Annotated in this window: 29 protein-coding genes and 1 tRNA gene; 15 read left to right on the top strand and 15 right to left on the bottom strand. The window is 67.6% G+C overall.

Annotated features, from left to right (window positions below):
• Positions 1–27: 27 nt before the first annotated feature.
• Both AB0G59_RS20370 and AB0G59_RS20365 read right to left on the bottom strand, forming a co-directional pair.
• Complete coding sequence (locus tag AB0G59_RS20370; RefSeq protein WP_360913426.1) at positions 28–564, bottom strand: hypothetical protein; 537 nt, start codon at positions 562–564, stop codon at positions 28–30.
• 93 nt (positions 565–657) lie between these two features.
• Complete coding sequence (locus AB0G59_RS20365) at positions 658–1,143, bottom strand: hypothetical protein (protein WP_360913424.1); 486 nt, start codon at positions 1,141–1,143, stop codon at positions 658–660.
• Between the two features lie 234 nt (positions 1,144–1,377).
• Here AB0G59_RS20365 and AB0G59_RS20360 point away from each other — a divergent pair, with 234 nt between their 5' ends.
• Positions 1,378–1,677: a hypothetical protein gene (locus AB0G59_RS20360; RefSeq protein ID WP_360913422.1), complete on the top strand. Its 300-nt coding sequence runs from the start codon at positions 1,378–1,380 to the stop codon at positions 1,675–1,677.
• Between the two features lie 40 nt (positions 1,678–1,717).
• Here AB0G59_RS20360 and AB0G59_RS20355 read toward each other — a convergent pair whose 3' ends face one another.
• Positions 1,718–2,698 (bottom strand): helix-turn-helix domain-containing protein, encoded by a 981-nt coding sequence (locus AB0G59_RS20355; RefSeq protein ID WP_360913544.1) that lies wholly within the window; start codon positions 2,696–2,698, stop codon positions 1,718–1,720.
• Between the two features lie 320 nt (positions 2,699–3,018).
• On the opposite strand from AB0G59_RS20355, the gene AB0G59_RS20350 reads away from it, so the two are divergent.
• Entirely contained in the window at positions 3,019–3,438 is a 420-nt protein-coding gene (locus tag AB0G59_RS20350) for a ricin-type beta-trefoil lectin domain protein (protein ID WP_177337792.1), read from the top strand.
• Positions 3,439–3,517: 79 nt separating this feature from the next.
• On the opposite strand, the gene AB0G59_RS20345 is transcribed toward AB0G59_RS20350, so the two are convergent.
• The 6 genes from AB0G59_RS20345 to AB0G59_RS20320 form a co-directional block, all read right to left on the bottom strand.
• Complete coding sequence (locus AB0G59_RS20345) at positions 3,518–4,558, bottom strand: vWA domain-containing protein (RefSeq protein WP_360913420.1); 1,041 nt, start codon at positions 4,556–4,558, stop codon at positions 3,518–3,520.
• 128 nt (positions 4,559–4,686) lie between these two features.
• The gene (locus AB0G59_RS20340; RefSeq protein WP_360913418.1) at positions 4,687–5,133 is read right to left on the bottom strand and encodes a lasso peptide biosynthesis B2 protein; all 447 of its coding nucleotides are present in this window, start codon (positions 5,131–5,133) and stop codon (positions 4,687–4,689) included.
• Entirely contained in the window at positions 5,130–5,384 is a 255-nt protein-coding gene (locus tag AB0G59_RS20335; RefSeq protein ID WP_360913416.1) for a lasso peptide biosynthesis PqqD family chaperone, read from the bottom strand. The genes AB0G59_RS20340 and AB0G59_RS20335 overlap by 4 nt, the downstream gene beginning before the upstream one ends.
• On the bottom strand, positions 5,378–7,213 hold the full coding sequence (locus AB0G59_RS20330; protein WP_360913414.1) for an asparagine synthase-related protein: 1,836 nt from the start codon (positions 7,211–7,213) through the stop codon (positions 5,378–5,380). Before AB0G59_RS20330 ends, AB0G59_RS20335 begins: the two co-directional genes overlap by 7 nt.
• Before the next feature lie 101 nt (positions 7,214–7,314).
• The gene (locus AB0G59_RS20325) at positions 7,315–7,446 is read right to left on the bottom strand and encodes a lasso RiPP family leader peptide-containing protein (protein ID WP_360913412.1); all 132 of its coding nucleotides are present in this window, start codon (positions 7,444–7,446) and stop codon (positions 7,315–7,317) included.
• 62 nt (positions 7,447–7,508) lie between these two features.
• Positions 7,509–7,781 carry a hypothetical protein gene (locus tag AB0G59_RS20320; protein ID WP_360913410.1) on the bottom strand — a complete coding sequence of 91 codons (273 nt, stop codon included), beginning with the start codon at positions 7,779–7,781 and terminating at the stop codon, positions 7,509–7,511.
• 289 nt (positions 7,782–8,070) lie between these two features.
• Here AB0G59_RS20320 and AB0G59_RS20315 point away from each other — a divergent pair, with 289 nt between their 5' ends.
• The 5 genes from AB0G59_RS20315 (at position 8,071) to AB0G59_RS20295 (ending at position 11,751) form a co-directional block, all read left to right on the top strand.
• A complete protein-coding gene (locus AB0G59_RS20315) occupies positions 8,071–8,355 on the top strand; it encodes a helix-turn-helix transcriptional regulator (protein ID WP_360913409.1) in 285 nt (94 codons plus the stop codon).
• Positions 8,352–9,824, top strand: a complete 1,473-nt coding sequence (locus tag AB0G59_RS20310; protein ID WP_360913407.1) for a helix-turn-helix transcriptional regulator — start codon at positions 8,352–8,354, stop codon at positions 9,822–9,824. The genes AB0G59_RS20315 and AB0G59_RS20310 overlap by 4 nt, the downstream gene beginning before the upstream one ends.
• The gene (locus AB0G59_RS20305; protein ID WP_360913405.1) at positions 9,824–10,399 is read left to right on the top strand and encodes a transcriptional regulator; all 576 of its coding nucleotides are present in this window, start codon (positions 9,824–9,826) and stop codon (positions 10,397–10,399) included. Before AB0G59_RS20310 ends, AB0G59_RS20305 begins: the two co-directional genes overlap by 1 nt.
• 66 nt (positions 10,400–10,465) lie before the next feature.
• A tRNA-Met gene (locus tag AB0G59_RS20300) sits at positions 10,466–10,539 on the top strand.
• A 450-nt stretch (positions 10,540–10,989) separates the two neighbouring features.
• Complete coding sequence (locus AB0G59_RS20295) at positions 10,990–11,751, top strand: MerR family transcriptional regulator (protein ID WP_360913403.1); 762 nt, start codon at positions 10,990–10,992, stop codon at positions 11,749–11,751.
• Between the two features lie 140 nt (positions 11,752–11,891).
• On the opposite strand, the gene AB0G59_RS20290 is transcribed toward AB0G59_RS20295, so the two are convergent.
• Together AB0G59_RS20290 and AB0G59_RS20285 are read right to left on the bottom strand one after the other, a co-directional pair.
• Positions 11,892–12,344 carry an NUDIX domain-containing protein gene (locus AB0G59_RS20290; protein ID WP_360913401.1) on the bottom strand — a complete coding sequence of 151 codons (453 nt, stop codon included), beginning with the start codon at positions 12,342–12,344 and terminating at the stop codon, positions 11,892–11,894.
• Positions 12,341–13,324 (bottom strand): DegT/DnrJ/EryC1/StrS family aminotransferase, encoded by a 984-nt coding sequence (locus AB0G59_RS20285; RefSeq protein WP_360913399.1) that lies wholly within the window; start codon positions 13,322–13,324, stop codon positions 12,341–12,343. The genes AB0G59_RS20290 and AB0G59_RS20285 overlap by 4 nt, the downstream gene beginning before the upstream one ends.
• Before the next feature lie 484 nt (positions 13,325–13,808).
• Here AB0G59_RS20285 and AB0G59_RS20280 point away from each other — a divergent pair, with 484 nt between their 5' ends.
• From AB0G59_RS20280 to AB0G59_RS20260, 5 genes are all read left to right on the top strand, one after another.
• Positions 13,809–15,395 (top strand): Mu transposase C-terminal domain-containing protein, encoded by a 1,587-nt coding sequence (locus tag AB0G59_RS20280; RefSeq protein ID WP_360913397.1) that lies wholly within the window; start codon positions 13,809–13,811, stop codon positions 15,393–15,395.
• Positions 15,392–16,216, top strand: coding sequence for an ATP-binding protein (locus AB0G59_RS20275; RefSeq protein ID WP_360913395.1), 825 nt, complete (start codon positions 15,392–15,394; stop codon positions 16,214–16,216). The genes AB0G59_RS20280 and AB0G59_RS20275 overlap by 4 nt, the downstream gene beginning before the upstream one ends.
• Positions 16,210–17,028 (top strand): ATP-binding protein, encoded by an 819-nt coding sequence (locus AB0G59_RS20270; protein ID WP_360913393.1) that lies wholly within the window; start codon positions 16,210–16,212, stop codon positions 17,026–17,028. The genes AB0G59_RS20275 and AB0G59_RS20270 overlap by 7 nt, the downstream gene beginning before the upstream one ends.
• The gene (locus tag AB0G59_RS20265) at positions 17,025–18,458 is read left to right on the top strand and encodes a hypothetical protein (RefSeq protein ID WP_360913391.1); all 1,434 of its coding nucleotides are present in this window, start codon (positions 17,025–17,027) and stop codon (positions 18,456–18,458) included. The genes AB0G59_RS20270 and AB0G59_RS20265 overlap by 4 nt, the downstream gene beginning before the upstream one ends.
• Positions 18,459–18,535: 77 nt before the next feature.
• On the top strand, positions 18,536–18,682 hold the full coding sequence (locus AB0G59_RS20260; RefSeq protein WP_360913389.1) for a hypothetical protein: 147 nt from the start codon (positions 18,536–18,538) through the stop codon (positions 18,680–18,682).
• Positions 18,683–18,753: 71 nt separating this feature from the next.
• On the opposite strand, the gene AB0G59_RS20255 is transcribed toward AB0G59_RS20260, so the two are convergent.
• On the bottom strand, positions 18,754–19,041 hold the full coding sequence (locus tag AB0G59_RS20255) for a hypothetical protein (RefSeq protein ID WP_360913387.1): 288 nt from the start codon (positions 19,039–19,041) through the stop codon (positions 18,754–18,756).
• Between the two features lie 47 nt (positions 19,042–19,088).
• Here AB0G59_RS20255 and AB0G59_RS20250 point away from each other — a divergent pair, with 47 nt between their 5' ends.
• The 3 genes from AB0G59_RS20250 to AB0G59_RS20240 all read left to right on the top strand — a co-directional run bounded on the left by AB0G59_RS20250 (position 19,089) and on the right by AB0G59_RS20240 (position 22,036).
• A complete protein-coding gene (locus AB0G59_RS20250) occupies positions 19,089–20,111 on the top strand; it encodes a nucleotide kinase domain-containing protein (RefSeq protein ID WP_360913385.1) in 1,023 nt (340 codons plus the stop codon).
• 113 nt (positions 20,112–20,224) lie between these two features.
• Positions 20,225–21,036, top strand: a protein-coding gene (locus AB0G59_RS20245; protein WP_360913542.1) for an IS5 family transposase whose coding sequence is annotated in 2 segments (ribosomal slippage) — positions 20,225–20,576 and positions 20,576–21,036 — 813 coding nt in all. Because the reading frame shifts where the segments join, the coding sequence is not laid out codon by codon here.
• Between the two features lie 235 nt (positions 21,037–21,271).
• Positions 21,272–22,036 (top strand): trypsin-like serine protease, encoded by a 765-nt coding sequence (locus AB0G59_RS20240; RefSeq protein WP_360913383.1) that lies wholly within the window; start codon positions 21,272–21,274, stop codon positions 22,034–22,036.
• 25 nt (positions 22,037–22,061) lie between these two features.
• On the opposite strand, the gene AB0G59_RS20235 is transcribed toward AB0G59_RS20240, so the two are convergent.
• Genes AB0G59_RS20235 through AB0G59_RS20225 form a run of 3 tightly spaced genes read right to left on the bottom strand, consistent with a single transcriptional unit; the run spans position 22,062 to position 24,592 of the window.
• Positions 22,062–22,601 (bottom strand): hypothetical protein, encoded by a 540-nt coding sequence (locus tag AB0G59_RS20235; RefSeq protein WP_360913381.1) that lies wholly within the window; start codon positions 22,599–22,601, stop codon positions 22,062–22,064.
• A gap of 34 nt (positions 22,602–22,635) precedes the next feature.
• Positions 22,636–23,733 (bottom strand): hypothetical protein, encoded by a 1,098-nt coding sequence (locus AB0G59_RS20230; protein WP_360913379.1) that lies wholly within the window; start codon positions 23,731–23,733, stop codon positions 22,636–22,638.
• A 52-nt stretch (positions 23,734–23,785) separates the two neighbouring features.
• Positions 23,786–24,592 (bottom strand): hypothetical protein, encoded by an 807-nt coding sequence (locus AB0G59_RS20225; protein WP_360913377.1) that lies wholly within the window; start codon positions 24,590–24,592, stop codon positions 23,786–23,788.
• Positions 24,593–24,662 lie beyond the last annotated feature (70 nt).

Raw genomic sequence — 24,662 nt, 5'->3', positions numbered from 1 at the left:
GTCTCGGCCTCGCCCTCAGCCGGACCCCTACTGAACCGGACCGGCCAGCGTTTCGATGGGCAGAAGCGGCCACTTCGGCTCTCTCCGGGTAAGGACCGCCAGATCTTCCGGTGGCTCGGCCCCGTCCCGAACGGCCGCGACGTAGGCCTTGGCTTCCCGCAGACTCAGTCGCGGGGCCTGCCTACGCAGGTGGCTCATCGCGGCTACGACCCCGGCGGAGCGCACGAGCGCGCGAACAGCACAGGCCAGCGGATCAGGCGGCCTGATGCCCTTGGTCTGCAGGAGGTACTGCTCCTCCCAGCCCTCGTCCTCCCCCCACACGGCGGGCACGTAGTGGATGCTCCCGTCGTACCGGTCCACCAGGTAGTGGCCGCCGACAAAGCTGCCGCGCACGTCACGGGCGCGGGCCTGCTCCGCCGAGCGCCAGAAGACGAGCCAGCCGACCGCGCGTTCCTGCACGTGGTAGACGTCCGGCGTGGGGGCGGGCCCCTGCCATGGCCAGGTCGGCAGCTCTCTGGCCAGCAAGGACTCGACGAGCTCGACGGCGCGTTCCTCGGAGATCACGACCTCATCATTCACCACAGGCCAAACCGGCCCTTCGGCATGCCGGCACCGCCCCCGGCGGTAGCTCCTGGAGCCCGGACTACGTGGCGTCCGTCATCGCCCGCCCTCCACCGCAATGTGCTCGTCGTCGCCGAGCCCGGTCAGGGCCAGAACGGCGGCGTGCTGCCCGGCACTGAGGCCCAGCGGCTGCTCGCCGCGTTCCTCGGACGCGGTGTACAGGTGGCGCTGACCGTCCGCCCAGGCGCGCAGCAGCGCACGGGCCTCGTCAGGGGTCAGGTCGACGGCGGCGGCGACCTGACCCCAGCTGGCGCCGAGCTGCAGGGCGTCGCGGAGGTGGGCGCCACGGCCGTACTCCATCTCGCGGCGGACGGCTTCGCGCAGCGCGAGCACGGCGAGGGCGTCGGCGGCGCTGGCCCGCTCGACCCCGTGCGCGGAGCCGGCGGGAAGCAGACGGTCGGTCAGCCGGTCGGCGTGCGCCTGATGCTTCTCGGCCAGCCACATCAGCGGCGTGGCCGGCGGGACGTCGCCGGGGCAGTGGACCTGGAGGTCCAGCCAGTGCCTATGCGCGTCCGTGCTCATGGGGCCGCCATCTTCCCTCCCTCGCGGGCGCCGTCCGTGACGCATCACCACGACCGGTCTGTCGCCTCGTATGGCACGTCATCCCAGGCGATAAGACCAGGCAGGCGGCCTCGAACGGAACGGCACGCGACAGGCCACCGCCGAGACCACCGGAACGGCCGATGGCGGCATCGCGGGCATCCGCGCGGCAGGCCATCAGCTGCGCCGCGGCCGCCGGGCAGAACCAAACACAGCGTGAGGACCAGCCGCCAGGCCCTGGCCAGGTGGCGTGGCCACCGGTCACAGCCCGCGAGGCGGCTGTCCAGGGTTCAACTGGCCGGCAACGGCAACGCATGCCAGAGCGGCAACGGCCGCGACTACGCCGGCGAGTTCACCGACTGGGCGGACAGGATCAGCTCGGTCATCCCCGTCGCCTGCTGGATCGAACCGTGGGCCGACCCCCACCAGACCGGCACGCACCAGGAGTACCGCGACTCCACGCCCTATGCCGGGGATGCGATGAACGACCGGGCGAGTTCGTACGCCCTCCTGTAGGCCGTACGCCCCGCCCGGCACGGCGGCGGCTCCTCGACGCCTACCCCGTACGGCGTGCGATCCGATGCACAGCGGCCGCGCGGTGTTCGGTGGGGGTGATGCCGTACGCGTCGCGAAAGGCCCGGCTGAACGCCGTGGCGCTGGAGAAGCCCCAGCGGAACGCGATCGTCTGCACGGGCTGGCGGATCGACTCCGGACGCACAAGGTCGGCACGAGCGCGTTCCAGCCGCCCTTGGCGGATGCGGGCCGCCACGCTCACGGGCTGGTCACGGAAGAGGCCGTAGAGGCAGCGCAGGGAGATGTTGTGCCGGTCGGCGACTGTCTGGGGTGTCAGGTCCGGGTCGCCGAGGTTGTTGTCGATGAAACGCACGACGCGGCGCGTCATCTCCTGGGCCCGCGCTTCGGCCGGCGCCTGGTGAGGGCTGCCGAGCTGTTGCGCGAGGCAAGCGGTCGCCAGGTCCAGAGCGATGGACCCCAGTCCGGCCAATTCCGAGCGCCGGCAGCTGGGGGCCTGGGTGATCAGCGTGCTCAGAAAGTCGCCGAGGACCGCCGGTGTTCCGCTGTCGGCCGGGATGCGCCGTGCAAGGAGAGCGTCGACGCTCTCGGGCCGCAGCGGCAGGGCCGAACGGGGAATCTGCAGCACGACCGCCTCGACCTGCCCGTCGATGCCGGCGCCTTCGTTCTCCATCGGGCATGAGGTGTCCGTCAGCACCAGGTCCCGGACGGTCACGCTCTCGCGGTGGCCTTGGGAGATCCTGAAGGAGCCTCGTGTGACCAACGCCAGCTGGTACTGCCCGGGATCGCCCCTGCGCAGGTGAGCCGAGGTGCGGCGAGAGAGCACCGGCGAGAAAGTGAAGCGCGACAACCGCACCGCGCCGAGGTCCAGGTCAGTGATCTTCGCCTGGAAGTCGTCCGTGTGCCGGGCACTGAGACTGACCGGCATCAGGTCACTGGACACCGTGTCACAGAACCACTCGAACCTGCCTCTACAGGACACGGCGGCAGCCGATACATCCAACATCCCCTGAAATTCCCCCCATACGCACATACTCCGTGGCATCGATTATCAGCCACAGCTGACGGAGTTCCCCAGGCAGGAGCACGACCGGCTCCGCCCCCGGCCTCGAGGGCCTGCACGCCGCGATGCATGAAGTGTTGAGAAATCCTGCACGCCCCGCACATCCCCGCGCGCTGCCGGGGGCCTAGCGTCAGCGTCAGACCAAATGATCATCTCTAGGGGGACGTGTACTCATGCGCACTCGCGCCATTCGCGCTGCTGCTACGGCCGCAATGCTGCTCGGTTTCTCTCTGCCGGGCATCTCCTCGGCTCAGGCCAGCACCATGCCCGGCGCTCCGCTGTTCAACGTCACGCCGTCCGGGGCATGGAAGTGCGCGACCCCTACGGGAAACAGCACGGCCAACGGAACGCGCCTCACCCTGTGGGACTGCAACGGCAGTGACCTGCAGAACTGGGTCTGGCGCGGCGACAGGATCGTGCACGAGGTCAGCGGAAAGTGCCTGACCCCGGAGGGCGACCGGATCTACTCCAACGGCGCGGTCCTGACGCTGTGGCCCTGCACCGGTGCCGAAAGCCAGGACTTCGACCAGTCCGCCGTGGCCGAGCACAGAAACATCAAGACCTCGCACTCCAACAAGTGCCTGACCAACTACGGCGGAAACTTCGGCAACGGCACCTGGATGACCCTCTGGACGTGCGCCGGCGGAGACCCCGCGGAGCAGAACTGGCACCTCGAGCAGTGACCTCCGGTAGCAGCCGGGAGCTTTGACCGCCCAACGCGAGGGGAGTCCCACCAGCCGGACCGGCGGGACTCCCAAGGCGTCAGTTCATCACCAGAAGCCGCGTGTTCGGCACCAGCTTCCGGTTCACGCTGGTGCTCTGCACGAAGATCGTGAAGTCGTCGTTGTGGTCCGGCTTGACGCGAACCTCCACGTCCGGCAGACCGAGCAGAGCCCGGGCCTCCGGCCCCGTGTACACCCGGTCCGTCTTCTTCTCCAGCACCGCGATCTGCTTCCGCGCCTGGACCTTCTCCGACTTGCTCAGCTGATAGAACGCACAACCGGTGCGGTACGTGTGCCCGCATTCGACGACCCACTCCCGGATGGCCGCATCGCGAGCCACCGGAATCAGCTGGTACTCCGACGGATCCACCGGGGCGAGACCGGCCGCCTTGATGGTGTCCTTGTTGACCGCCTCTGCCCCCGTGGAGAACACCGCCCGCGATCCCCGGATGCCCTGGGAGCGGCCCACCATAAACTTTTCGGTGGCTTCCTGGATGACCTGACCGGCGTCCTCCAGACCCTGTGTGCTCGTGGCGTCCCAGATGGCGATGTTGTCCTTCGGGAAACCGCACTGCATGGCCTCGCGCTTGCCCATCTGGTCCGGCACAAGAACAGCCAGCGTCCAGTTGTCGTCCTGCGTCTCGATCATCTCGGCCACAGCCCGCACCAGTTCACGCTGATCCCTGCTGGGCGCATCCAGACAACGATGACTGGCATTCTCCTGCCCGTCGGTCAGAACGAACGTCAGGAAGCTGTGGTCACCGTACAGCTGAGCCGTCTGCGCCAGCTCCCGCTGCGACTTCAACGCGGCCGCCAGCAGAGCCGTCATTCCACCGACCCGGTACAACTGCTTCAGGGACGGCATCCGCAGCACGTCCTTGTCGTAAATGACGCACTCCACCTTGTCCGCGAAGACGTACACCGTGACGCGGGTTTCCTGGTCCAGCTCCTCCGACCGGCGCGCCAGATAGGCGATCTGCTGGTCGGCGACCTCGACGACCTTACGGCTCAGGTGTGACATGGACGAACTGGCATCCAGCACGAGAGCAACGTGATTGATGTAGTTCTGCTTACCGGACATGGCAGCTCCCCCTGTTTCCGACTCGATGCCCCGAGCTTCTCACCCACCACTGACAATCGACCTTGGACACCGGGCGGGACGCGGACCGCGGGGAGGACGGGGGCCGAGCGGGCACGGCTTCCCCGTCCTCACCGCAGGCCGGTGCCCTCGTGTACGTGCCCACGCCCCGGCCCGACGGTGAGAACCGGCCGCATCTGAGTGGTGGAGAGGGGCTCGTCCACGGGGCGGCCTTCTGCCTCGACCCATGCGTGGGCCCGGAAGGGAATCGTCCGTACCCCCGCGTGCCAGGTCGGCCACGAACCATGGACCCGGCAGAGCAGGGCGGTAGCGATGGAACGCGGCAGGCAGCCTTCGCCCGCGCAGCGCACGCTGACCGCGGTCACCGTCCGGCGCGCGCTGCTGGCTTCTGCGTATCCGGCCGGCCTGGCGCCGCGTGCGAAGACGCCGAGCAGACTGCGGATCCTGCGCGGTGGCAGCCGCCCGATCAGGTGGCCGGCGGCGACCGCGAGTACCGGCAGCGCACGGCGGTGCACCGGGATGCGCAGCGGCCCGCCGGCGGAGGTCTGTGCGCTCATGCCGTCACCAGTCCGGTGGTGCGCAACCGGCGGATGATCTCCGCGGCGTCGGCGAGCGCCCGCTCCCTTAAGACGTCGTAGCGTTCGGTGAGGGCATCGGCGGCTTCGTCCTCGCCGCCCCCCTCGAGCAGCACGCCGAGCACGACGGCACCGCTGCCGTTGACCTGGTAGTAACGGCCGGTACGTTCGTCGAGCAGCACCATGCCGTCGTCGACAGCGACTACCGAGATGTCCTGCCTGAGGCTCAGCATCGAAACTGTCCGCCCTTCACTGCGGATGTGGTGTGGGCGCGCAGCCACGTCTCCACCGCCAGCGTCATCTCCAGGTAGGAGACGGACAGCTGAGGCGGATACAGCACGAGCGCCGCCCGGCGCAGGACGCCGGAGTCGACCAGCCCGAGGCGCGCCATATGGGAGTCGGCGAGAAGCTCGCCGAGCTCCGGGCGCCGGGAGGCGAGGCCGCTGTGGATCTCCCTGGAGAACTCACTCTTGCTGCGCCGGGCCAGCAGCTCGTCGGGGACGGTGCCGCGCATCGCGGTGACGGTGAGGGGTTTGAAGACGAACGGTGTGGTCCGCTCGTGCAGCCGTACGGCCAGGCAGGCTTCGATGACCTTGTCGTCGAGGAACGGATAGTGGAAGGGGAGGCCCGCATGTGCGGTGAAGCGGGCGATCTGACGGCACATCCGCGTCGAGGAGATGATCTGCGCCAGTGCCATGTGACGGCCTCGGGTGGGGGCGAGCGGGATCACCGCACCGCTCTCGTGGCGGATCAGATGCCGTAGCCGTTCACGGGCTTCCGCGGTGATCCACGGAGGCAGCGTCGGGGGCATGTCCCACCCCATGAATGCCGGTGTCCGGTCGCTCAGGCGCATCGGGCCCATGCCGGCCGCGGCATCGGTGAGCCACCGCCGGTACGACCGCCGGTCGGCGGCCGCCCTGATCGCGGCGCCGGGTGACCACCGGCATTCGGCGGAGAGCGCGCGCAGATGCCGCAGGCCGGCTCTGGGATGCGTGCGGAGGGTGTCATGGACGTAGGAGTCCAGCGCCTGGACGACCTGGTCGCCGCCTTCGCCGGTCAGGTGCAGCCGGGAGCCCTTCGCTGCCATCATGCGGGCGAGTGCGGTGTGCGTGCCGCGGATCCGGCCGCCGAGGGCGGGCTCGTCGAATCCCTGCCCGGCCGTCAGCAGCCCGGTGTAGAAGGCAGGCATCCTGCCCGGCTCCATCTCCAGATGCTCGGCGTCCGGCAGGTGCGCCGCCGCCCGGCGCGCCCAGAGCGCGTCCTCGTGGCCCGCGTCGATCCCCGCCTGGGTGAACATGACGAGCTTCGCGGGACCGCGCGCGGCGAGAAAGCACACCGGTGTGGAGTCCAGGCCCCCGGAGAGGTCGGCGCTGACCACTGTGCCGGCGGCCGTGCGCACCGCGACCGCCTCGGCGAGAGCCTCGGCGAATTTCGGTGCCCCCTCCTCGAGGGAGACGCACGGCTCTGGCGGGTACCACCACCGTGCGACCCGCCGGCCGCCTTCCGGGTCCAGCTCCAGGCAGTGGCCTTCGGGGACAGCGGACACCTCCCGCCACAGCGGACGCCCGCCGAACGGATGGGGCACCGCCGGTTCCAGCAGCCGCAGGAGCAGCGCGTCCTCGTCGAGCGTCCCGCCCACGGCCTGGGCCAGGACATCCGCCCGGTCGCATCCCACGGTCACACCGCCGGCTCGCGCGTAGTAGATCCGCCGCATGCCCGATGCGGTGCCCCGCACGCGTACCCGGCCACCGAGTGAGGACACCAGGTGAAAACAGCCCGGTATACCGGCCGCGATGCGCTCCAGCTCGTCCGCCGAACGGATCCGGCGTAACGACTCGGCCCGGTGAGGTGCCAGTGGGGGGTGGTCGCCGATCAGGGCCACACGGCCGGATCCTGCCGCGGTCACCGTCAATTCGTCCTGGCTCCACTGCCCGACCAGCCATGGGCGGCCGGAGCGGTGCGACTCGACCTCAAGGCCTGCCTGTGCACCGAGAATCCCGGCTGCCGAGGCGGCCTGGGCACTGTCGGGAAGCACGACGAACCAGCCCTGTCCCCGATTCATATCCACACCTGTTCCACTCGGTCCCCTCAAGCGGGGCATCAGGAGGTCACGGAATCGGTGGTGTCCCGGACCGGCAGGGCCCGGGACACCACCGAAATCATCTAGCTGGAGAAGTCGTTGCGCTTGAAGAACTGGGCACCACCGTCAGGGAATATCCCGAAAAGCCCGGTGGTCAGTTCACCGAATTCGCCGACCTCGACGAGAGCCGGAACCTGGTACTGGTCCTTCGTCATATCGCGTGTCCTTTCTCCGACCCGCACCCCTGGTGAGCGCGGACGTCTGTTTGGCGATGCGTTCACGGAATCACTACGAGCGCGATGTAGCCCGGGAGGTACCGGTTGTCGCAGACGTAGCCCCGCCAGACCCGGTTCGCCACTCCGTACATGCCGACCACTTCGCAGTCGCTGTAGAGCCGGTAGTAGCCGTAGATGTAGGGATTCGCGGCGTGAGCCGAGGCCGTACGCTCCTGAGAGGCCGGCGCCGCCGATGCGGGAGCGGCACCGGCCAGGCCGCATACGGACGCGATGGCGGCTCCGGCCACGAGCAGCCGCTGAAACCTTCTTCGCATGTCACGCTCCTGATGTGATCGGGAGTCGGCTTGACCCGGAAACCCGAATTGCGGAAACCGCTGCATTACTGGAGTTTCGACAAGCTCTTGGCACGCATCCGACTATGGCCTGACCACGCATCACCCGGACATCCCGAAACTTGGGGAGTTGACATGGCCGGCGGCGCGCGTGGGCAGCTGGAGCGGACCGCCTGTGTCCCGTGTCCAAGAGGGAGCCGGCATACGCTTTTCTGATGCCCTAAAGGATTGCTTGATGCGAATATTGCATCACTTCGGGTATGATGAAGGCATGGGATTGGGTCTGGAGGAGTCGTTGCGGCTGACGGTGGCCGCGCTGATGCAGGCGACGGGGGAGTCGCAGCGGGCGATCGCCGCGGTGCTCGGACTGACGCAGACGCAGGTCTCCCGCCGGCAGTCCGGGGCCACCTCCTGGAGCCTGCGTGACGCCGACGTCCTGGCCGAGCACTACGGGATCACCGCGCTGGACCTGCTGGCAGGCCCGACCCGGGCATGCGAGGCACTGCCCGCCGCCCGGCGCCGCGGCGCAGACGAGGAAGAGGGAGCCGGCCGGTGAGCGACTTCGACGCGATCGACTCGCTGCTCAAGGGCGTCGGCCCGCAAGCCACACTGCCCGCTCCCGGAATCCGCCAGGAACTGCGGGAACAAGCCCGGCTGTCCAAGGCACAGGTGGCACGCGCGCTCGGGGTCAGCCCCAGCACGGTCACCGCATGGGAGAGCGGCCGCGACCCGGCCGGCGAAACCCGGACCAAGTACGCGTACCTGCTGGACGGCCTGGCCGCCAAGCTCACCACCCACACCGCCCCGGTGGCACCGCCCACTGCCGAGCCGGACGCGGCCCAGCCCCCTGCCACGGCCCCGACCCCCGGACAAGACGCCGACGGCGACGAGGAGGAGGTCCTCGCCACCCCCGAGCCGTGCGTGCTCTGCGGCCACCCGGCCGCGACCCAGGTAGCGGGCTTCGCCCAGCACCTCCACCCGGCCGACTGCCAGACCACCGCTGCCACCGGCAAGCCGACAGCGACGGCGACGGCGCACACAACGCGAACGACGCGCCGCGCATTCCAGCAACCGCCCGCCCCCGAAGACCTGATCGGCCAGGCAGTGCAGGCCGCACTAGCCCAGCACCAGGGCGACATGGAAACAGCCACGGCAACGCTGCTGAAACGGGCGATCCCGGACGCGATGCGACTGCTGGACGAGACCCGCAAGGGCGCCCGCTACGACGTGATCGCCCACCCCTGGATCCCCGACATCCTCAAGAAACAGACCTCCCGCGGAGCCGACCAGATCTGGGAAGCCCGCCCCAAATGGACCCGGCCCGAACTCCCCCCCGGCCACCACCAGGTAACCGCCCTCGACATCAACGGCGCCTACCTCTCCGCCCTCAAAACCCACCTCCCACTCGGCCAGCTCGAGCACTCCACCGGCCTCACCCACGACCGCCGCCGCGCCGGCGTACACCTCATCACCCCACCCCCCTGGGAACACGAGGCAGTACTGCCCAACCCCATCGGCCAACGCGACGAACCAGGCCCCCTGTGGGTCACCGAACCCACCCTGCGCCTCCTGCTACGCCTGTCCGGCCCCAAGTACGGGCTGTGCGCACCCCCGCAGATCCACGAGTCGTACACCTCCGGCGCCACGGAGAACCTTCTGGAGAAGTTCCGCATCGCTCTCAAGGACGCCCGCGACACCGCGATCGAGCAGGGCGACGAGGTGACCCTGGAGTACGTGAAGGCGATGTACTCCAAGTTCGTCTCGACGATGGGGGAGTCGAACTACAACCGTGAGCTCTACCGACCGGACTGGATGCACATCATCCGCTCCCAGGCGTTCGCCAACCTGTGGCTCAAAGCGCTCAAGGCCCATGACGAGGGCCTGACGGTCGTCCGCGCGATGGGCACCGACGAACTCCACGTCATCGGCGACTGGCGCAGTGTCTTCCCCGAGGGCCGGGGCGTTACCGAGGTCAAGGTCAAGGACACGTACACCGCCGGAACGGAAGGGGAGGGAGAGGAGTAGTGCCGGAGAAGAACATCGACTTCGGGAAGTTCGGCGCCCGCGGCATCAAAGGCAGCGACGCCGTCGCGCGCAAGCTCGACGAGCTCGCGGGCGGCATCGCGACTCCGGTGACCGCCAAGCGCGGCTGGATAGCGCGCCTGCACTACCTGACGAAGTCGGCCAAGAGCCGCCAGGCAGCCAAGGACGCCGGCCTGACGGTCACCGACCGCACGCTGAAAGCGTGGCTGGAAGGCAAACGGTCGCCGTCGAAGGCCAACCTGGCCAAGATCGACGCCGCGTACCGAGCGGTGCGCCGCCAGAACGTCGCCCGCCACCTCCTCAAGCGCCTGAACCGGGACGGACGCGGGACCCGGGTAGAGATCCACCCGCTCAACCAGTCGCAGGTGCCGCGACCGCTGCAGCGGATGCTGGAGTACCGGACAATGAACGTGCGCCGCTGGGACAAGATCGTCGGCGCGTGGGCGGTAGGCGACCACCAGGGTCTGGACGATGCGTGGACCATCGACGTGCTCCCGGACCTGGGCTCGCAGTGGGGCCAGTACGAGTACGTCACCAACGTCGGCTTCGCCGCCTAGAAGACCAGCCCCGGCAAAAAGTGGTCCGCGACACCAGCTGTGATGGCGTACTGTGGGGATCACCGACGCGGGGTGGAGCAGCTCGGTAGCTCGCTGGGCTCATAACCCAGAGGTCGCAGGTTCAAATCCTGTCCCCGCTACTGCTGAAGAGGGCCCGGATCCGATGGGATCCGGGCCCTCCCGCATTCCCGGCCGCCCCTACCGGCGCCACGCCGCTGGCCCGGCGCTCGGCCTGGGCAGTCTGCGCCAAGAGGCCGGGGCGGAGACAAGCCTGGCTGATTCGAAGGCATTACTGCGCCCCGGCGTCTGTGTTTCGAAGGCAACTTGGTGATCTTGACATTTGTTTCGCTGGCGGTTGGTTGAGGGGAGAGCCGGGGGCGTCGGCGCCGTCGGGACCGGACGAGAATGTCCACGAGTTTCCGACAGCGTCGGGTCCTGTGGGCAGGCCGATCGTGATCACCGTCCGTGCGGCCGCCGATCGGCGCGTAAGAAGCCGAGAGCCGGGCTTGAACCTGCCGCAGCGGAAACCTCTACCGTCTTGAACAGGGCCGGAGATTCCGGCCCGGTCAAGCAATCCGTGGGGGAAGGCGATGGCCTGGCCGATCGCGGAGGTCGCCCGCATGTCGGGTGTGACGGCGCGGACACTGCGGCACTACGACGAGATCGGCCTGCTGCCGCCGGCCTGGATCGGCACAGGCGGCCACCGCTACTACGAGCAGCGCCAACTGCTCCGGCTGCAGCAGATCCTCGTGCTGCGGGCACTGGGCCTGGGACTGCCTGAAATCGACCGGATCCTGGCCGCACAGGTCGACGAGCTGCAGGCCCTGCGGGGCCACCACCGTCGGCTGCTCGCCGAGCGCGACCGGCTGAATGCCCTGGCCGGCACCGTCGCCCGCACGATCACCGAACTGGAGCAGTCCAGGAAGGACGGCACAGACATGATCACCATCAGCCGACCGGAGAACCTGTTCGAGGGCATCGGGCCCGCCCGGTGCATGAAGGTCCTGCACGACTTCCCGGACCTGGTCGGGGCCATCGAACAGCACACCTCGGCATGGACCGAGGCCGAGATCGAGGCCGACGAGCGCGAGCGCACAGCACAGATGATCCGGCTGGCCGAGCTACTGGCCACCGGTAAGCCCGCCAACGCCGATGAGGTACAGGCCGAGATCGACACCCAGTACCGGACACTGGCCCGGATCCGCGCAGCCACCGCCGAGGAGTACCGCGCGATCGGGCGTACCTGCGTAGAGAACGAGCACTGGCACGCGGCATACGAGTCGATCGCGCCAGGCCTGGCCACGTACCAGCGGGCCGCCATCGAGGCCTACGCCGCAACCCGGCTGCACTGAGCCAGGACGGGCGACGGGGCCGCCGCCACGGGGAGCGGCGGCCCCTGCCGGATCGGGCCACGTGCCAGTCCCGCCGACATAGGGCCCGCAGCTGTCCTCCGAGAGAGTGCGGCCGAGGCCCGGTCGAGGCTCGGAGCCGGTCAGGCAGCCAGGCGGCGCCAGGTGTCGAGGACGGCCTGGACAGCGCTGGAGACCCGGTTGTGCTGGGCGTGGTCGGCCCACAGGTGCACGTCGTGCTCGGTGAGCGTGACCGTCTCCCCTGTAACGGTGGCGGCGAAGTTGAACTGGCGGGTAGCGCGGACGCTGCCGGAGCGATAGTCGAAGTGGCCAAGGTAGCCACCGACGGCCGTGACCGTCAGCCCGGTCTCCTCGGCGACCTCCCGCCCCAGGGCCTCGATCAGGGTTTCGCCGGCGTCGACGCCACCGGAGGGCAGCTCCCACAGTCCGCCGAGGTAGTCGTCGGCCGGCCGGTGCAGCAGCAGGACCTTGCCGTCGTTGTCGGCGATGACGGCGCCGACGACGGTCTTGGTGATGCCGTCGCGTTCGGCGGTGCGAGCCAGGTCGTCGAGCAGAGCGGTGTCGAGGGAACTCACAGCAGATCCTTGGCGTAGGAGGCGACTTTGGTGATGGCCGCGGTGTAGGCGCCGGCGAGGCAGGCGTCCTCCTCCTCGCGGTGCCAGACCGGCAGCTTCAAGGTCGTGGCGTGCACATACTCCGCTGCCGGGAAGGCGTCGGCGACGGGGCCCTGGCGGTCAGCGTAGCCAGGCAGCAGAGCCCCGGGGGCCTGGAACAACGGATGAGTACCCAGCGGGCAGATCGAGCCTGGCCGGTCCGCCGCGGTGGCGCCTTCGGCGTGGACGGCGTCGAGGAACCGCTCCAGCGGCAGCCCTCCGAGCTCGGCGGGCTTGTAGCGCAGGGGCAGCGCGTACCAGGACGGCCGGGCGGAGACCGGCACGTGCGGCACCCGGATGCCCGGCACGTCGTCGAGGGCCGCGCACATGCGGGCCGCGATGGCCTGGCGCCCGGCGAGATAGCCGTCCAGGCGGGGGAGATGGGCGTGGGCGAGGGCGGCGGCGAGTGGGTGGATCCGCAGTTTCAGCCCCATGCCGGTTACCGCGAAGCGCGCGAGCGGGTGGTCGGCGGGGATCTCAAGGCGGCACCGCTTGTTGTACTGGCCGTGCAGCAGGACCCGGTAGTACAGCTCGCTGTCGTCGGTGGCCACGAAGCCGCCTTCGCCGGCCGAGAGAGGCTTGGGCCCGTTGAGGCTGAATGCCGCGGCGGTGCCGAAGGCGCCGGTGCGCTGGCCGCTCCAGGTGGCGCCGTGCGCGTGGGAGCCGTCCTCCAGCAGCATCAGCCCGTGTTGGTCGGCGAAGGACACGAGCGTGTCCATGTCCTCCGGCAGCCCCCACAGGTGGACGGCGATCACGGCCTTGGTGCGGGCGGTGACGCGCCGGGCGGCGTCGTCGAGATCGCCGACGCGGGCCAGCGCAACTGGAGGAGCGCGTACCGCTACCTGGATGGTGAACAGGCATGGTTCGAAGTCCTGCCCGCGACAGCCCGCAGGCCCCTCCACGCTCTGAGCATCACGCCCGTCACCCAGCCATAGGCCCAGGCTGTGAGGTTCGGGGAGGGCGTCACTGGGGTGTTCGGGTTTCTTCGCCAGTGACGAGGGTGTGCTTTTGCGCTGGTGGGTAGGCGTTTCAGTTGTGTGATCTTGGTGGTGGGTTTCCGGATTTGTGGTGGCGTGGTCCAGGATCGTTCGGTGCTGTGTTTCTCGAACCTCCTCCTTCGCGGCGTGCTCTATAGCGCATGGGGGTGTGGGGGCGGAGGCGGCACGGAGATCTGTCACCCGTCCCAGTGGTCGAGGGGACGCGTGTCGGGGTGTCGGCTCTAGCGTCTCTTCCGTCGCCCTTGTTGCGGGCGTCATCATGAACCGCCCTGTATGGGGCGGTAGTTGACTGCCCGGAGGCTGGTGTTGTGATCACTGCTTGGATACCAGTCTGCTCTGTGCGTGCTTGCCGGTTCCGGTGACGGCGGGGGATGAGGCCCCTGGGGCCGTGGACATCGGTTTGGGGCGGCATCGGGATGAGCTCAGGCCCGCGGCGGTGGCCCAGTTGCTGCGGCTGCGCGCGTCGGGGGAGTTGACGACGGCGCATGTGCGGCTGGTCGCTGATGCGGTGGGCGTGCACATCAGGACGGTGTGGACCTGGCTGGGGCAGGCGGAGGAGACCGGGAGTCCGGAGAAGCCGGAACGCCGACGTTTCCGGATCACCGAGGAGATCATCGAAGTCCTCGCCGACTACCAGGGCAACGTGAAGCGCGCCCACGAGCGTCTGGTCGAGGCGGCGGTGGCGGCGGGGGAGAGGCCGATCGGGCTGACGACGCTGCATGACGCGATCGCCCGGGATCTGGATCCGGGTTTCATGGCGGGCCTGCGCCAGGGGATCTTGGCAGCCCGCGGCTTCGATCCCGCGTTTCAGCGGCCGCAGGTGGCCCGGAACGAGGTGTGGGAGGGGGATCACAAGCAGGCCGAGACCGTGGTGATGATGCCGGACAAGAAGCCGTCGAGGGTGTGGGTGACGTGGTTCGAGGACCGCGGTACCGGCTATGTGATGGGCTGGGCGGTCACCGCTGGCTCCGCTCACCGGGGTTCGGTCCTGGCTGCCGTACGTATGTCGGTGCTGCGCGAGGCCCCTTACGGTCCGGCCGGCGGGCTGCCGCGGCTGGTGCGTGTGGACGGCGGCGCCGACTTCCTGTCCAAGACCGTCCGACGGGCCTTCGGCCTGCTCGGCGTCCCCGTCCACCGGGTGCGCAGTGCCCGGCACAAGGGCGGTATCGAACGCCTGAACCGTACGAGCATGACCCGTTTCTTCGCTGACCTGCCCCGCTATACGAAAGCGCCCCGGCTCGATCACCGCAGCCGTCTCGGCGAGTCGGATCCGCCGCTGACGTTCGAGGCGCTCGTGGGCCTGCTGGGGGAGTGGGTGGCCAAGTACAACACCGAGCACGTCATCGAGCGCACGGGGATGACGCCGCTTGAGGCATGGCAGGCGGATCCCACCGAGATCCGGCCCGAGCCGAGCGCGTCCGAGCTGCGCGCCTTCATGCTGGAGAGCGATCACAGGGTCCGCAAGATCACCAGTCACGGGGTGGAGTTCAACAAGCGCGCCTATATGCCCGAGAACGGGGTGGGCCGGATCGGGCTCGAGGTACGGGTGCGGTGGATGCCGCACCACACCCACGAGATCGACCTGTACACCTTCCGCGGCAACCGTTACCTGGGCCGGGCCTTCCTGAGCAACGAGGCCAGCGAGGAACTGCGCGCCAAGGTGCTCCTTGAACGTGACGAACACAGCAGGGTGCTGCGAGCGGCCCTGCAGCGCTCTGGCGAGCGCCGGCGAGAACGTCACCTGCCGTCCACCCGGCCAGAACTGCCCGTCCGCGCCCTGCGCATGACCGAGGCCGAGGCCCGCGCCGAACTCGACGGCACGAGGGCGCCCGCCGCGCCGCGCCGCCGTACCCAGCCGTACCGGCCCCTGACCCCCGTCCCGGCTGCGTGGAAACGCCCCGGTCAGGACCCCGACCGCACCGCATCTGCCGGTACCACATCCACCGACACCGAAGTCAAGGACGACGCATCGTGACAACTGCCCCCAGACGCAAGCACATTGGCCAGCGCCGCCAGCCGGTCACCGCATCGCCGGGCGAGGCATCGAGGCGCCGCCCCGACCTGAGCCCGCAGCACTTCCTCGGCCTCAAGGACTCCACCCTGGTGGCCACGGACACCCTGCTGCAGATCAAGGACACCGTCATCGACACCGTCGAGTCGAAGGCCATGTCCGTGATCTACGGCGACCCGGGGCTCGGCAAGAGTTTCTCCACCCGCGCCACGATCCAGGAGATGAACCCGGACCTGATCCTCCCGCTCGACTTCGCCCGCTCCCGCCCGGGACCGAAGGACCTGCGCGAGGAGCTGTTCCACCAGATGCGGCTGAACTGCAAGATGCCCGGCACGCCGACCGCGTTCGACAAGCTGCTGCGCGAGGCCCTGCCGCGGCGTCCGTATGTGATCGTGTGCGACGAAGCCCAGCAGTACCGGCGGGAGAATTTCGAGTTCCTGCGCAAATTGTGGGACAACTGCGCCCCCCAGCCCGCCATCGTGTTCGTCGGCGGCCGTGAGGCCTACGAGACCCTGCAGAGCGACCCGGCACTGGCCTCCAGGATCTACATCCGCCTGGAGATCCTCGCGATGACCGAGGACGAGATCCTCAAGACCGTCCCCGACTCCCACCCCGTGTGGCGCGGTGTGGACGAGGCGCTGCTCAAGCGGATCGACACCCAGTATGCGCTGGGCTCCTTCCGCGAGTGGGTCAAGGTGACCAAGCACGTCATCAAGGGCATGGAGTACTTCGGCGTCGAGCAGGTCAACGATGAGGTCGTCGACTGGGCCCTGGCCCGATGCTGACCAAGACGGCGGCGCGGCCTTTGGCGGCCCCACGGCCCTTCCCCCTCGCCGGTCAACCTGCGCCCCCGGAACTGCACTTCCTCAGCCTTGCCGGGGCGCGCACTGTCCTCACTCCCGGCCTCGCGGCAGTCGACCACGCGCTCGCCGAGGCCTGCCAGCAGCAGCGTTTCCTGTGTGTACTGGGCGACGCTGGAGTCGGGAAGACCTTCGCCGTCCACCACGCTGCCCGTACCCGCTTCCCCCAGGCGCGCGTCCCGCTGCGTCTGGGGGCCAGACCCCGGCCGGCTGACCTGCGCGCCCACCTGCATCACGCTCTCGAACTGGAGGACGCTGCGCCGGCCGAACCGGCGGCTGCCGACGCCCTGATCCGCCGTGCGCTGAGAGCCAGGCCGCGCATCGTGGTCGTCGACGAAGCCGACCGGATGCCCGAGGCCTGCTTCGAGTACCTCCGGTTCCTGCACGACGACCTTTCCGGCGGACTGTGTACTGTCCTGATCGCCGGCCAGCGAGGTGAACGAGCCCTGCGTGCCCAGCAGATGCTCCACACCCGCACCGCGCAGTGGCTCACCCTCCCACCGCTGGCCCGTGATGAGATTCCCCGTACCGTTCCCGTCCTGCACCCGCTGTGGCAGACCGTTGCACACGATCATCTCTGGTCGCTGGACGGCGACTTCGCCCACGGCAGCCTGCGCCGCTGGGCCCTGCTCACCCACCACGTCCAACGCGCCCTGACCGCCACCGGCGCAACCAGCCCCGACCCGGGTCTGTTGCGGCAGGTCATCCGCCGTGTCGACACCTCCCGCCGCCCATGACCGCCCCCACCCACCTCGCCGCACCGCCAATGCCGCCGCCCGTCACGCTCCTGCTGGACGCGGGCGACGACCGCACCATCCACCACGCCGCCCACCAGCGAGCCGACCCCCAGGGCGGCTGCATCACCGCCGATCCCACCCCGCACACCAACAGCCTGGCCTACCTCGCCCTGGACCTGCTGCGCGCCATGGGCCGCGACAGTTTTACCTGCCCCGACGCCGAGCGGATGTCCACCGACGCGGCCTGGCGCGCCGTGACCTGCTGGACCCTGACCACCGGGCTCAAGCAAGCCATCGTGCTGCGCGCCCACCGCCTCACCCCCGAGCGCCTGGCGCGCCTGGCCACCTGGCGAGCCGACACCGGCATCCGCCTCACTCTCGTCGCCCACACCCCCACCGAGGCCACCGAGTACCGCCTGCGGGCACGCCTTGCCGCCGCCGGCCTCGCCGATCCCCACCCTGTCTCCGGCACCCCCGCCATCCTGGACGCCATCGGCCCGTCCACCCCGGGCCGACGCCACAGACCGCCCCCGTCCGATCACGTCCACCCGCTGCCCGACTTGCCCGATGGCGACGCCGCCTCCTTCCTCCAGGAGTGCAGACGCCACCTGGACAAGGACGACTTCGCCCGCACCGACAGCCAGTACCGGGCCGGCCACGCCGCCGCCCGTACCTGGCTGGCCCGTCACCCTAGTTTCACGCCTGTGGCGACGGCCACCGTCAGATCCCCGGACGAGGACACCGGTCCGCACGAACCCACCGACTGGAAGGACATGGAGAGCCTGCGCCTGTTCCTGGCCCGCCTGACCGTCTCAAGCCCCAGCCCTGGGCACACCCTCGCGCGCGTACGTGGCGCCCAGGCCCACTTCCTTGGCCGGCAACTCCACCTCGATGTCCCTGACGACCTCGTCGCGCGGGGCGGCCCCGGCATCACCACCGTGCCGATCACCCCCCACGTGGCTCACACTCTCACCACGAACCTGCCCAATCCGCTGCGCGCTGCCGCGGCAGCCGCCCTGCTGTTCACGGGCACCGATCAGTCTCTGCTGTTCATGACCCAGATCACGAGTGTCGACGAGCACGCCGCCCGCCTGGCCATCGACCGCGACTCGAGGATCTACATCGGCATGCCACCCGGCCCCCGGCACATGTACGCTATCCCGGCCCGCGCCCGCCCCCTCCTGGCCGCCGCCCTTGCCTTCCGCCGCCGCACCCCGCGCACCGCCGACCATTTCGGGCTGTTCGCCGGCTGCTTCGGCACCTCCATCCGCTTCGACCGCCTCATCCGCGACGCCGGCCTCGACATCCCGGCCGTCACACACCCGCACCCCACCGAGGACTGGCACACCGCCGCCCGCTGCCGGCACGTGAACGTCCCTGTCCCGGCCGCCCCCGCCGCCTCGGCTTTTTTGGCCCGGGCACGTCTGTGATCACCCACCACTCGACGTCCGCTCTGAGGCTTTTGGAACTGCCGCCGACAGCCGCTTTGACCGCAGAGGATCCCGACATGAGTTCTGCCCTTGGCCAGACGGAAGAGTCCGGCATTCCCGGCGACTGGCTCGACCAGGCCCGACTGGTGCCGACCCGGGCACTGAACACAGCCGAGACCGCGATCAAGGACGCAGTCGTCAAAGGGCGGCGCACGCAGCCGTGACCTTATGGCGTTTGGTGACGTTGGTTGAGTCGCCGAAGGAGCCCGGGGAGAGCGCTGTGACGGAAGTGGTGTCATCTCCTGTACCGGGTGCGTCCGGGGGAGCGTACGAGCGGCAGGTCGTCGCGCGTGTTGTCTGCTTCGAGGGCATCGGCGGGCATCTGGCGGTAGGAGTGGAGGAGCTCGGCCATGATGGCGGGACGGACCTCGGCCGCCGTCACCAGCGCGGCCAGTACCTGTGAGCGCGACGTCTGCTCCCCAGCGGCAGCCGCGGCCCGGACCAGGACGTCCAGCCTTGCGTCCACCTCCTCGGGCCAGTCGACCAGCGTCTTGCGTCGTGGACGCTGCCACAGCAATTCCACACGTCCCCCTCGCTGACGCCTATCTATATTGAATATATATTGAGCTCATGGTGACGATGCTGCAAGAGCGTTCAGAGCAGAGGGACTTAGGCTGCGGCCCTGTGAAGTTTCGTGTGGCAGGCCGCACGCTGAATGCGACGCCGGTGTTCGACACCTACTGGCGCTTCGCGGCGGCGCGCCAGCAGGTCTACGAGGCGCGGCTTGCCGGGGGAGCGGGGCCATTCACGGACGATCCGATCCTGCAGCGATACCGTTTCACCAACTGCTTTCGGGCTGCCGACCGGGTCAGCCAGGACTTGATTGGCGGCGTGATCTACCAGGGCGAGCAGGAGTGGGAGGAAGTCTTCTTCCGGACTCTGTTGTTCAAGATCTTCAACAAGACCTCGACGTGGCAGTTGCTGAACGGGGAACTGGGAGAGGTGCGGTGGGACACCTACGACTACCGCGCCTTTGACCGAGTGCTCTCGAGGGCCTTCGCTCAAGGGCAGAGGTTGTACTCGGCCGCCTACATCGTGCCCCCACCGCAGCTCGGCGGGGAGCGCAAGCATCAAAACCACCTGCGGCTGCTGGAGATGATGATGGCTGCGGACGCGCCGCCGCGCGTGCTGTCCGCGCCGACGCTGCAGGGCGCCTACGAGGTGCTGCTGGGTTTCCCGGCGATCGGGCCCTTTCTGGCCTACCAGTTCGTGATCGACCTCAACTATGCGGCCGTGATGCCGTTTTCGGAGATGGACTTCGTCGTCGCCGGGCCCGGAGCACGCGACGGGATCCGCAAGTGCTTCGGTGCGGCGGCCGACGGCATCGAGGCGGACGTCATCCGCTACATGGCCGACACCCAGGACGAGCACTTTGCCCGGCTCGGCCTGGCCTTTGCCGGTCTGCGCGGACGCCCGCTGCAGCTGATCGACTGTCAGAACTTGTTCTGCGAGGTCGACAAGTATGCCCGGGTTGCCCATCCGGATATCGCCGGAATCAGCGGACGCAGCCGTATCAAGCAGACCTACCGGCAGCAGGCCGACGCCATGCCGGCCTGGTTCCCGCCCAAGTGGCAGCTCAACACCTCCGGCTGACAAGGGTGTGATGCCGCGCTGCCCGCCTGGGCGGCCCTTACAACAGCTAACAGAATGAGATCTGTTGACGCTGGTTGCCGTGTCTGACGGGCGGGTTGAGCGTTGTCCGGCTCGTGGGGGCATCGCCGTGGATCGTGTCGGATGAGTTGTGGGAGCGGATCGGGTCGCTGCTGCCGTGCAGCGAGCGCCGGTTTCGGTATCCGGGCCGCAAGCGGTTGCCGGACCGGGAGGTGCTGTGCGGGATCTTGTACGTGCTGCATACCGGGATCCAGTGGGAGTACCTGCCGCAGGAGCTCGGCTTCGGCTCGGGCATGACGTGCTGGCGGCGGCTGCGGGACTGGAACGAGAGCGGGGTGTGGCAGCGGCTGCACGAGGTGCTGCTGGCGGAGCTGAACGCGGCGGCGAGGCTGGACTGGTCCCGATGCGTGGTCGACTCCAGCCAGGTCAGGGCCCTAAAAGGGGGCTCGCGACGGGCCCGTCGCCGGTTGACCGTGGCCGGGCCGGCTCCAAGCACCACCTGATCACCGACGGGTACGGCACCCCGCTCGCGGTCATCCTCACCGGTGCCAACCGCAACGACGTCACCCAGCTGCTGCCCTTGCTCGACGCGATCCCTCCCGTGCGCGGACGCGTCGGTCATCCCCGCCGGAAGCCGGACTCGCTCTTCGCCGACCGTGGCTACGACCACGACATCTACCTTGACCATGTCCGCAAGCGCGGCATCGTGCCCGCCATCGCCCGACGCGGCACACGCCACGGCACAGGGCTGGGCACCTACAGATGGGTAGTCGAGCGCAGTTTCGCCTGGCTGCATGGCTTCAAACGCCTCCGCATCCGCTGGGAACGACGAGCCGACATCCATGAAGCCTTCCTCCGCCTCGCCTGCTGCCTCATCACCCTCAGACAGATCAACTCATTCTGTTAGCTGTTGTTAGGCCGGTCGTCAATCAAGTTGGCTCTGTGAACATGCCGGGGCGATGCGTGCATCGTTAGACTGGGAATCAGTCAATGACTCCGGCAGTGCGACCGCCCTCGAAACAAGGTCGCCAAACAGCATCCAAGATCTGTGCCAGGCCTATCCGATTTCCGTAGGGGCGCGTGTGCCCGTCCCGTGGATGGGCACCGCCACGAGAGTGCCCTGCTGGAAGGACAACCGGACCATGTCTCACCGCTCGTTCCGCACACTGAGCTGCTGTTGCGCGGCGGCCACGCTCCTTCCCCTCTGGGTAAGTGCTCCGCACGCTGCCGCGTTCACTGGAGATCCGGAGAAAGTCAAACCCGCCGAAGCTCCTTGGTTTGTCACGATCGTTGGACCGAAGAACAACAAGGGCAAGGTGATCAAGTGCAGTGGCGTCCTGACTTCCCCCACCCGTATCGCCACAGCGGACCACTGCATCAGGGATGATGAGGAGCAGATCATCCACGGAACCTACACCATATTTCAGGGTAGTCACGCCGACTATCTGGAAAAGGTCACCACTAAAAACGCCCCGGTGAGTCTCGCGGATGACGATCACGGTGACGTCGCTATGCTCATTCTGGAGCAGCGCTTCAAAAAGGAAGCGGCCCTGCCGGTCGCATTGTCCGCGCCCGCCCCACCCGAAACAGGGGTCATCTATGCAAGTGGGGAGACCCCGGACGATCGTATCGGAAAGAGTATCCGCAAACTCCCGGTGACAACCGCAAAACTCAAAAATCCAAACCCTTACTATGTTGTGGCCGTAAGTAGTGATAAGAAACAGGTGGCCTGCGAAAGTGACTCGGGCGGCCCCCTTGTCGTCTCTAATGGAGAGGGAACCCTCGTAGTTTCCGCCGCGGTCAGCGGCACCGTGCTCGACGACTGCCCCAAGAAGCCGGTCAAGGCGGGAGGGACGGCCCTGGGCATCCTCTACAAGTTCTACGCGACACTGATGACTGTTGACTGATCTCTCTGTTTACTTGCCGGTTCCATTACCTGGTGAGGTTGAACGCACTGGCCACCTCCGTCAGTCGAACACCTTCCTGTCCCGCCGGGAGGGACCACGCCGCGTCGATCACCCAGCTGTCGGCTTTTTTCGACAGCATGCCGGTGAATTTCATCAAGGGCTTCTTCGGTCCTACCTTGACGGGCAAGCTCAGCATAACTTCCAGCGTGAATTCCTTGGTCGACCGGTAGTGCACATGCAGGGATGTAATGTGCACCGACGTTCCGATGTCCGCGCGAAAACTGAACGATGCACGGAAAGTGAATTCCCGTGTTTGTGATCCCCCCGACCGGGTCGTCTTGATACCCAGGGAGAGGGACCTGATGTCAACGTCCTTCAGGTGGTCGGGGAGCGCGCACTCTTTTCCCCATGTCGCCTGCATCCATTCGGAGAGGTGGGAGAATTTAACGTTCTTGATCTCGCCTGTCTGCACGATGGTCTTCGTGCCGTACGGGACGGTACGGAATTTGAAGGTCTTGTCACCGATGCGAACCGGATGCGGGTAAGGCTCAGGTTTTGTGGTCATATCACTCCAAGTGGGTGAACACCCCTGCAGGGGATTAGGGGGCAAAGATTGCTGTGTAGCAGGAGTTGGTCATCCACTGGTCCAGCCGGTCCGGTTCCACCGGAATCGCTTGGGTGTGGTGCTTCAGGACGGACAGCGTGCCGGGATCGACCTCGAATAGATTGAGAGTTGTGACGTTCTTGGCCTGAATGACCCAGAGGTTCTGTGTCGTCGGGTTGACGGCTGCCCCTGCGGAGATCGACGGGGTGCTGGTGAGTGTGTGTGGCTTGCGACTCGAGGGGTCCGTGGTCTTGTACCGCACGGCTTGAAGCTGCCCGTTGTTGTTCTCGACTGTGCAGCAGTAGACGGAACCGTCTTTCTCGCAGAAGGTCGGCGGACAGCACAGCGTTCCGACGCCGGGAAAATCGACGAGGCTGCCCGATGGGCTCATCAGGTTCAAACGCTGCAGGGTTCGGTCGCCGCCGATGAACACGTAGCTGTTCGACGGATCGACCGCAACGAAACGGCTATTTCCGTGTACTTCGATGGTCGGGTCGACCGTCGGGCCCGCTCCCGTTCCGGGGGTGGTCATGGTTCCTGCGAAGAGGAGGCGATTTCCGGACGTATGAGAGTGCCCCGAGAGGGCAAAGAATTTCTTTGTCTCTCCCGACTGTCCGACCGCAAGGTCGGTGACCCCTTTCGTCCAGTCGTCGCTGAAATGATAGAAGGTCGCACCTTTCTGCCCTTTGCGTGTGCCGGAGACGGGTCCCTTGTAGCTGCTGACCTCGCCCTTGCTGTTGTGCCCCACATACAGACGCCCGTCCGGCGGAAAGAAATGTGCCGAATTGAAGGGGTCTCCTTCCTCGAAATCCCATGCCGTATTCAACTCGGACAGGTATCGGTTGTCGGCTCCGTAGCCCACAGGCCGGTGTCCATAGAGAAGTCGGTTCACACTGTCAGGAGCGATCTTGGAGTATCGGATGATCTCCTCCCCAGGTCCCCCGTTCCCGAACTCCTCCGGGGTGTCTTCCTCGACCGATCTCGGAGAGTGTGGTCCGAGGCTCGCGTTGAGCGGCGTCTCAAAAAATCGGTGCGACCACCTTCCCATGACGCTCAGGTACTGCCAGTTTCCGTAAATAAAGACTTTGCCCATGATGCCGGATATTCCGTTCTCGGTGAGCGGGGTCCTCGCTGTGGTCGGCTGCTTATCCCTTCTCCGCTGCCGCAAGAAATTGGGGTGCCGACGCCGGGGTGAACACGTAAGAGGTGCCCTTTCTCTTCACGGTGAACGCGTGCTCGCTCTTGTCTGCGTACAAACGTGTAACCCGCTCGCCGGCAGATTTATCGTAGCCGAGGAAGGCAGCCGTCACTGTCTTGGGCACAGGGCCGGTGACCGGTTTTCCCACCAACCCCGTGGAGGGGTTCCATACGCAGTAGATGCAGGCTTGTTGTGCTGTCTTCCCCCACAACAGCACATTACTGTCGGAGGCCTCGCACGCTGCAGTGAGCGTAAAGCCGGAAGGCAGCTGCGGAAGATCGCGCTTCAACGCTTCCTGGCGCTTTTTTGTTTGGTGGTGCCAAGAGACCAATCGGTAGGCGGAGTTGCGCACCTGCAGGGCGTGGAAGGTGTAGTACACATCCGCGATCTTTTCGTCGCGTCGGTAGGTGCCCACGGGGCTCTTCCCATCGAACCCCTCGACGAGCTCGGGCCACAACGCCGAATATCTGACGGGTTGGGCGCTGAACGGATAGCGGTGTCCCTCTCCTGCCTTCTTCCATGTTTCGATGGGCTTCCCCGTGACCTCGTCCTGCAGGATTCTGCGCACCATGCTGTCGTAGAACGCGTAGACGAGCGGCTCGCCGTCAGGACCCCTGCCTGCTGCCAGGGCGGTGGGGGCTTTCTTCACAGTCGTCCCTCTTTCATCTTCTCCGACGCGGAACGTCTCGTACTGCCCGTCGGTAAATGTCGCCGCTGAACGGTACTTCGACCCGGAGCCGGCCCGTGCCGCCACGCCGTACGTTCACCAGGAAGAGTGATGGCGAATCGGTCCGGCATGCCCTGTCGACTGGTTGCGGCAATAC

The organism is Streptomyces sp. NPDC021096 (genome assembly GCF_040641275.1).
GTDB lineage: Bacteria > Actinomycetota > Actinomycetes > Streptomycetales > Streptomycetaceae > Streptomyces.
Note: the sequence above shows the minus strand (reverse complement) of the source record. Positions and strands in the feature narration are given on the sequence as shown.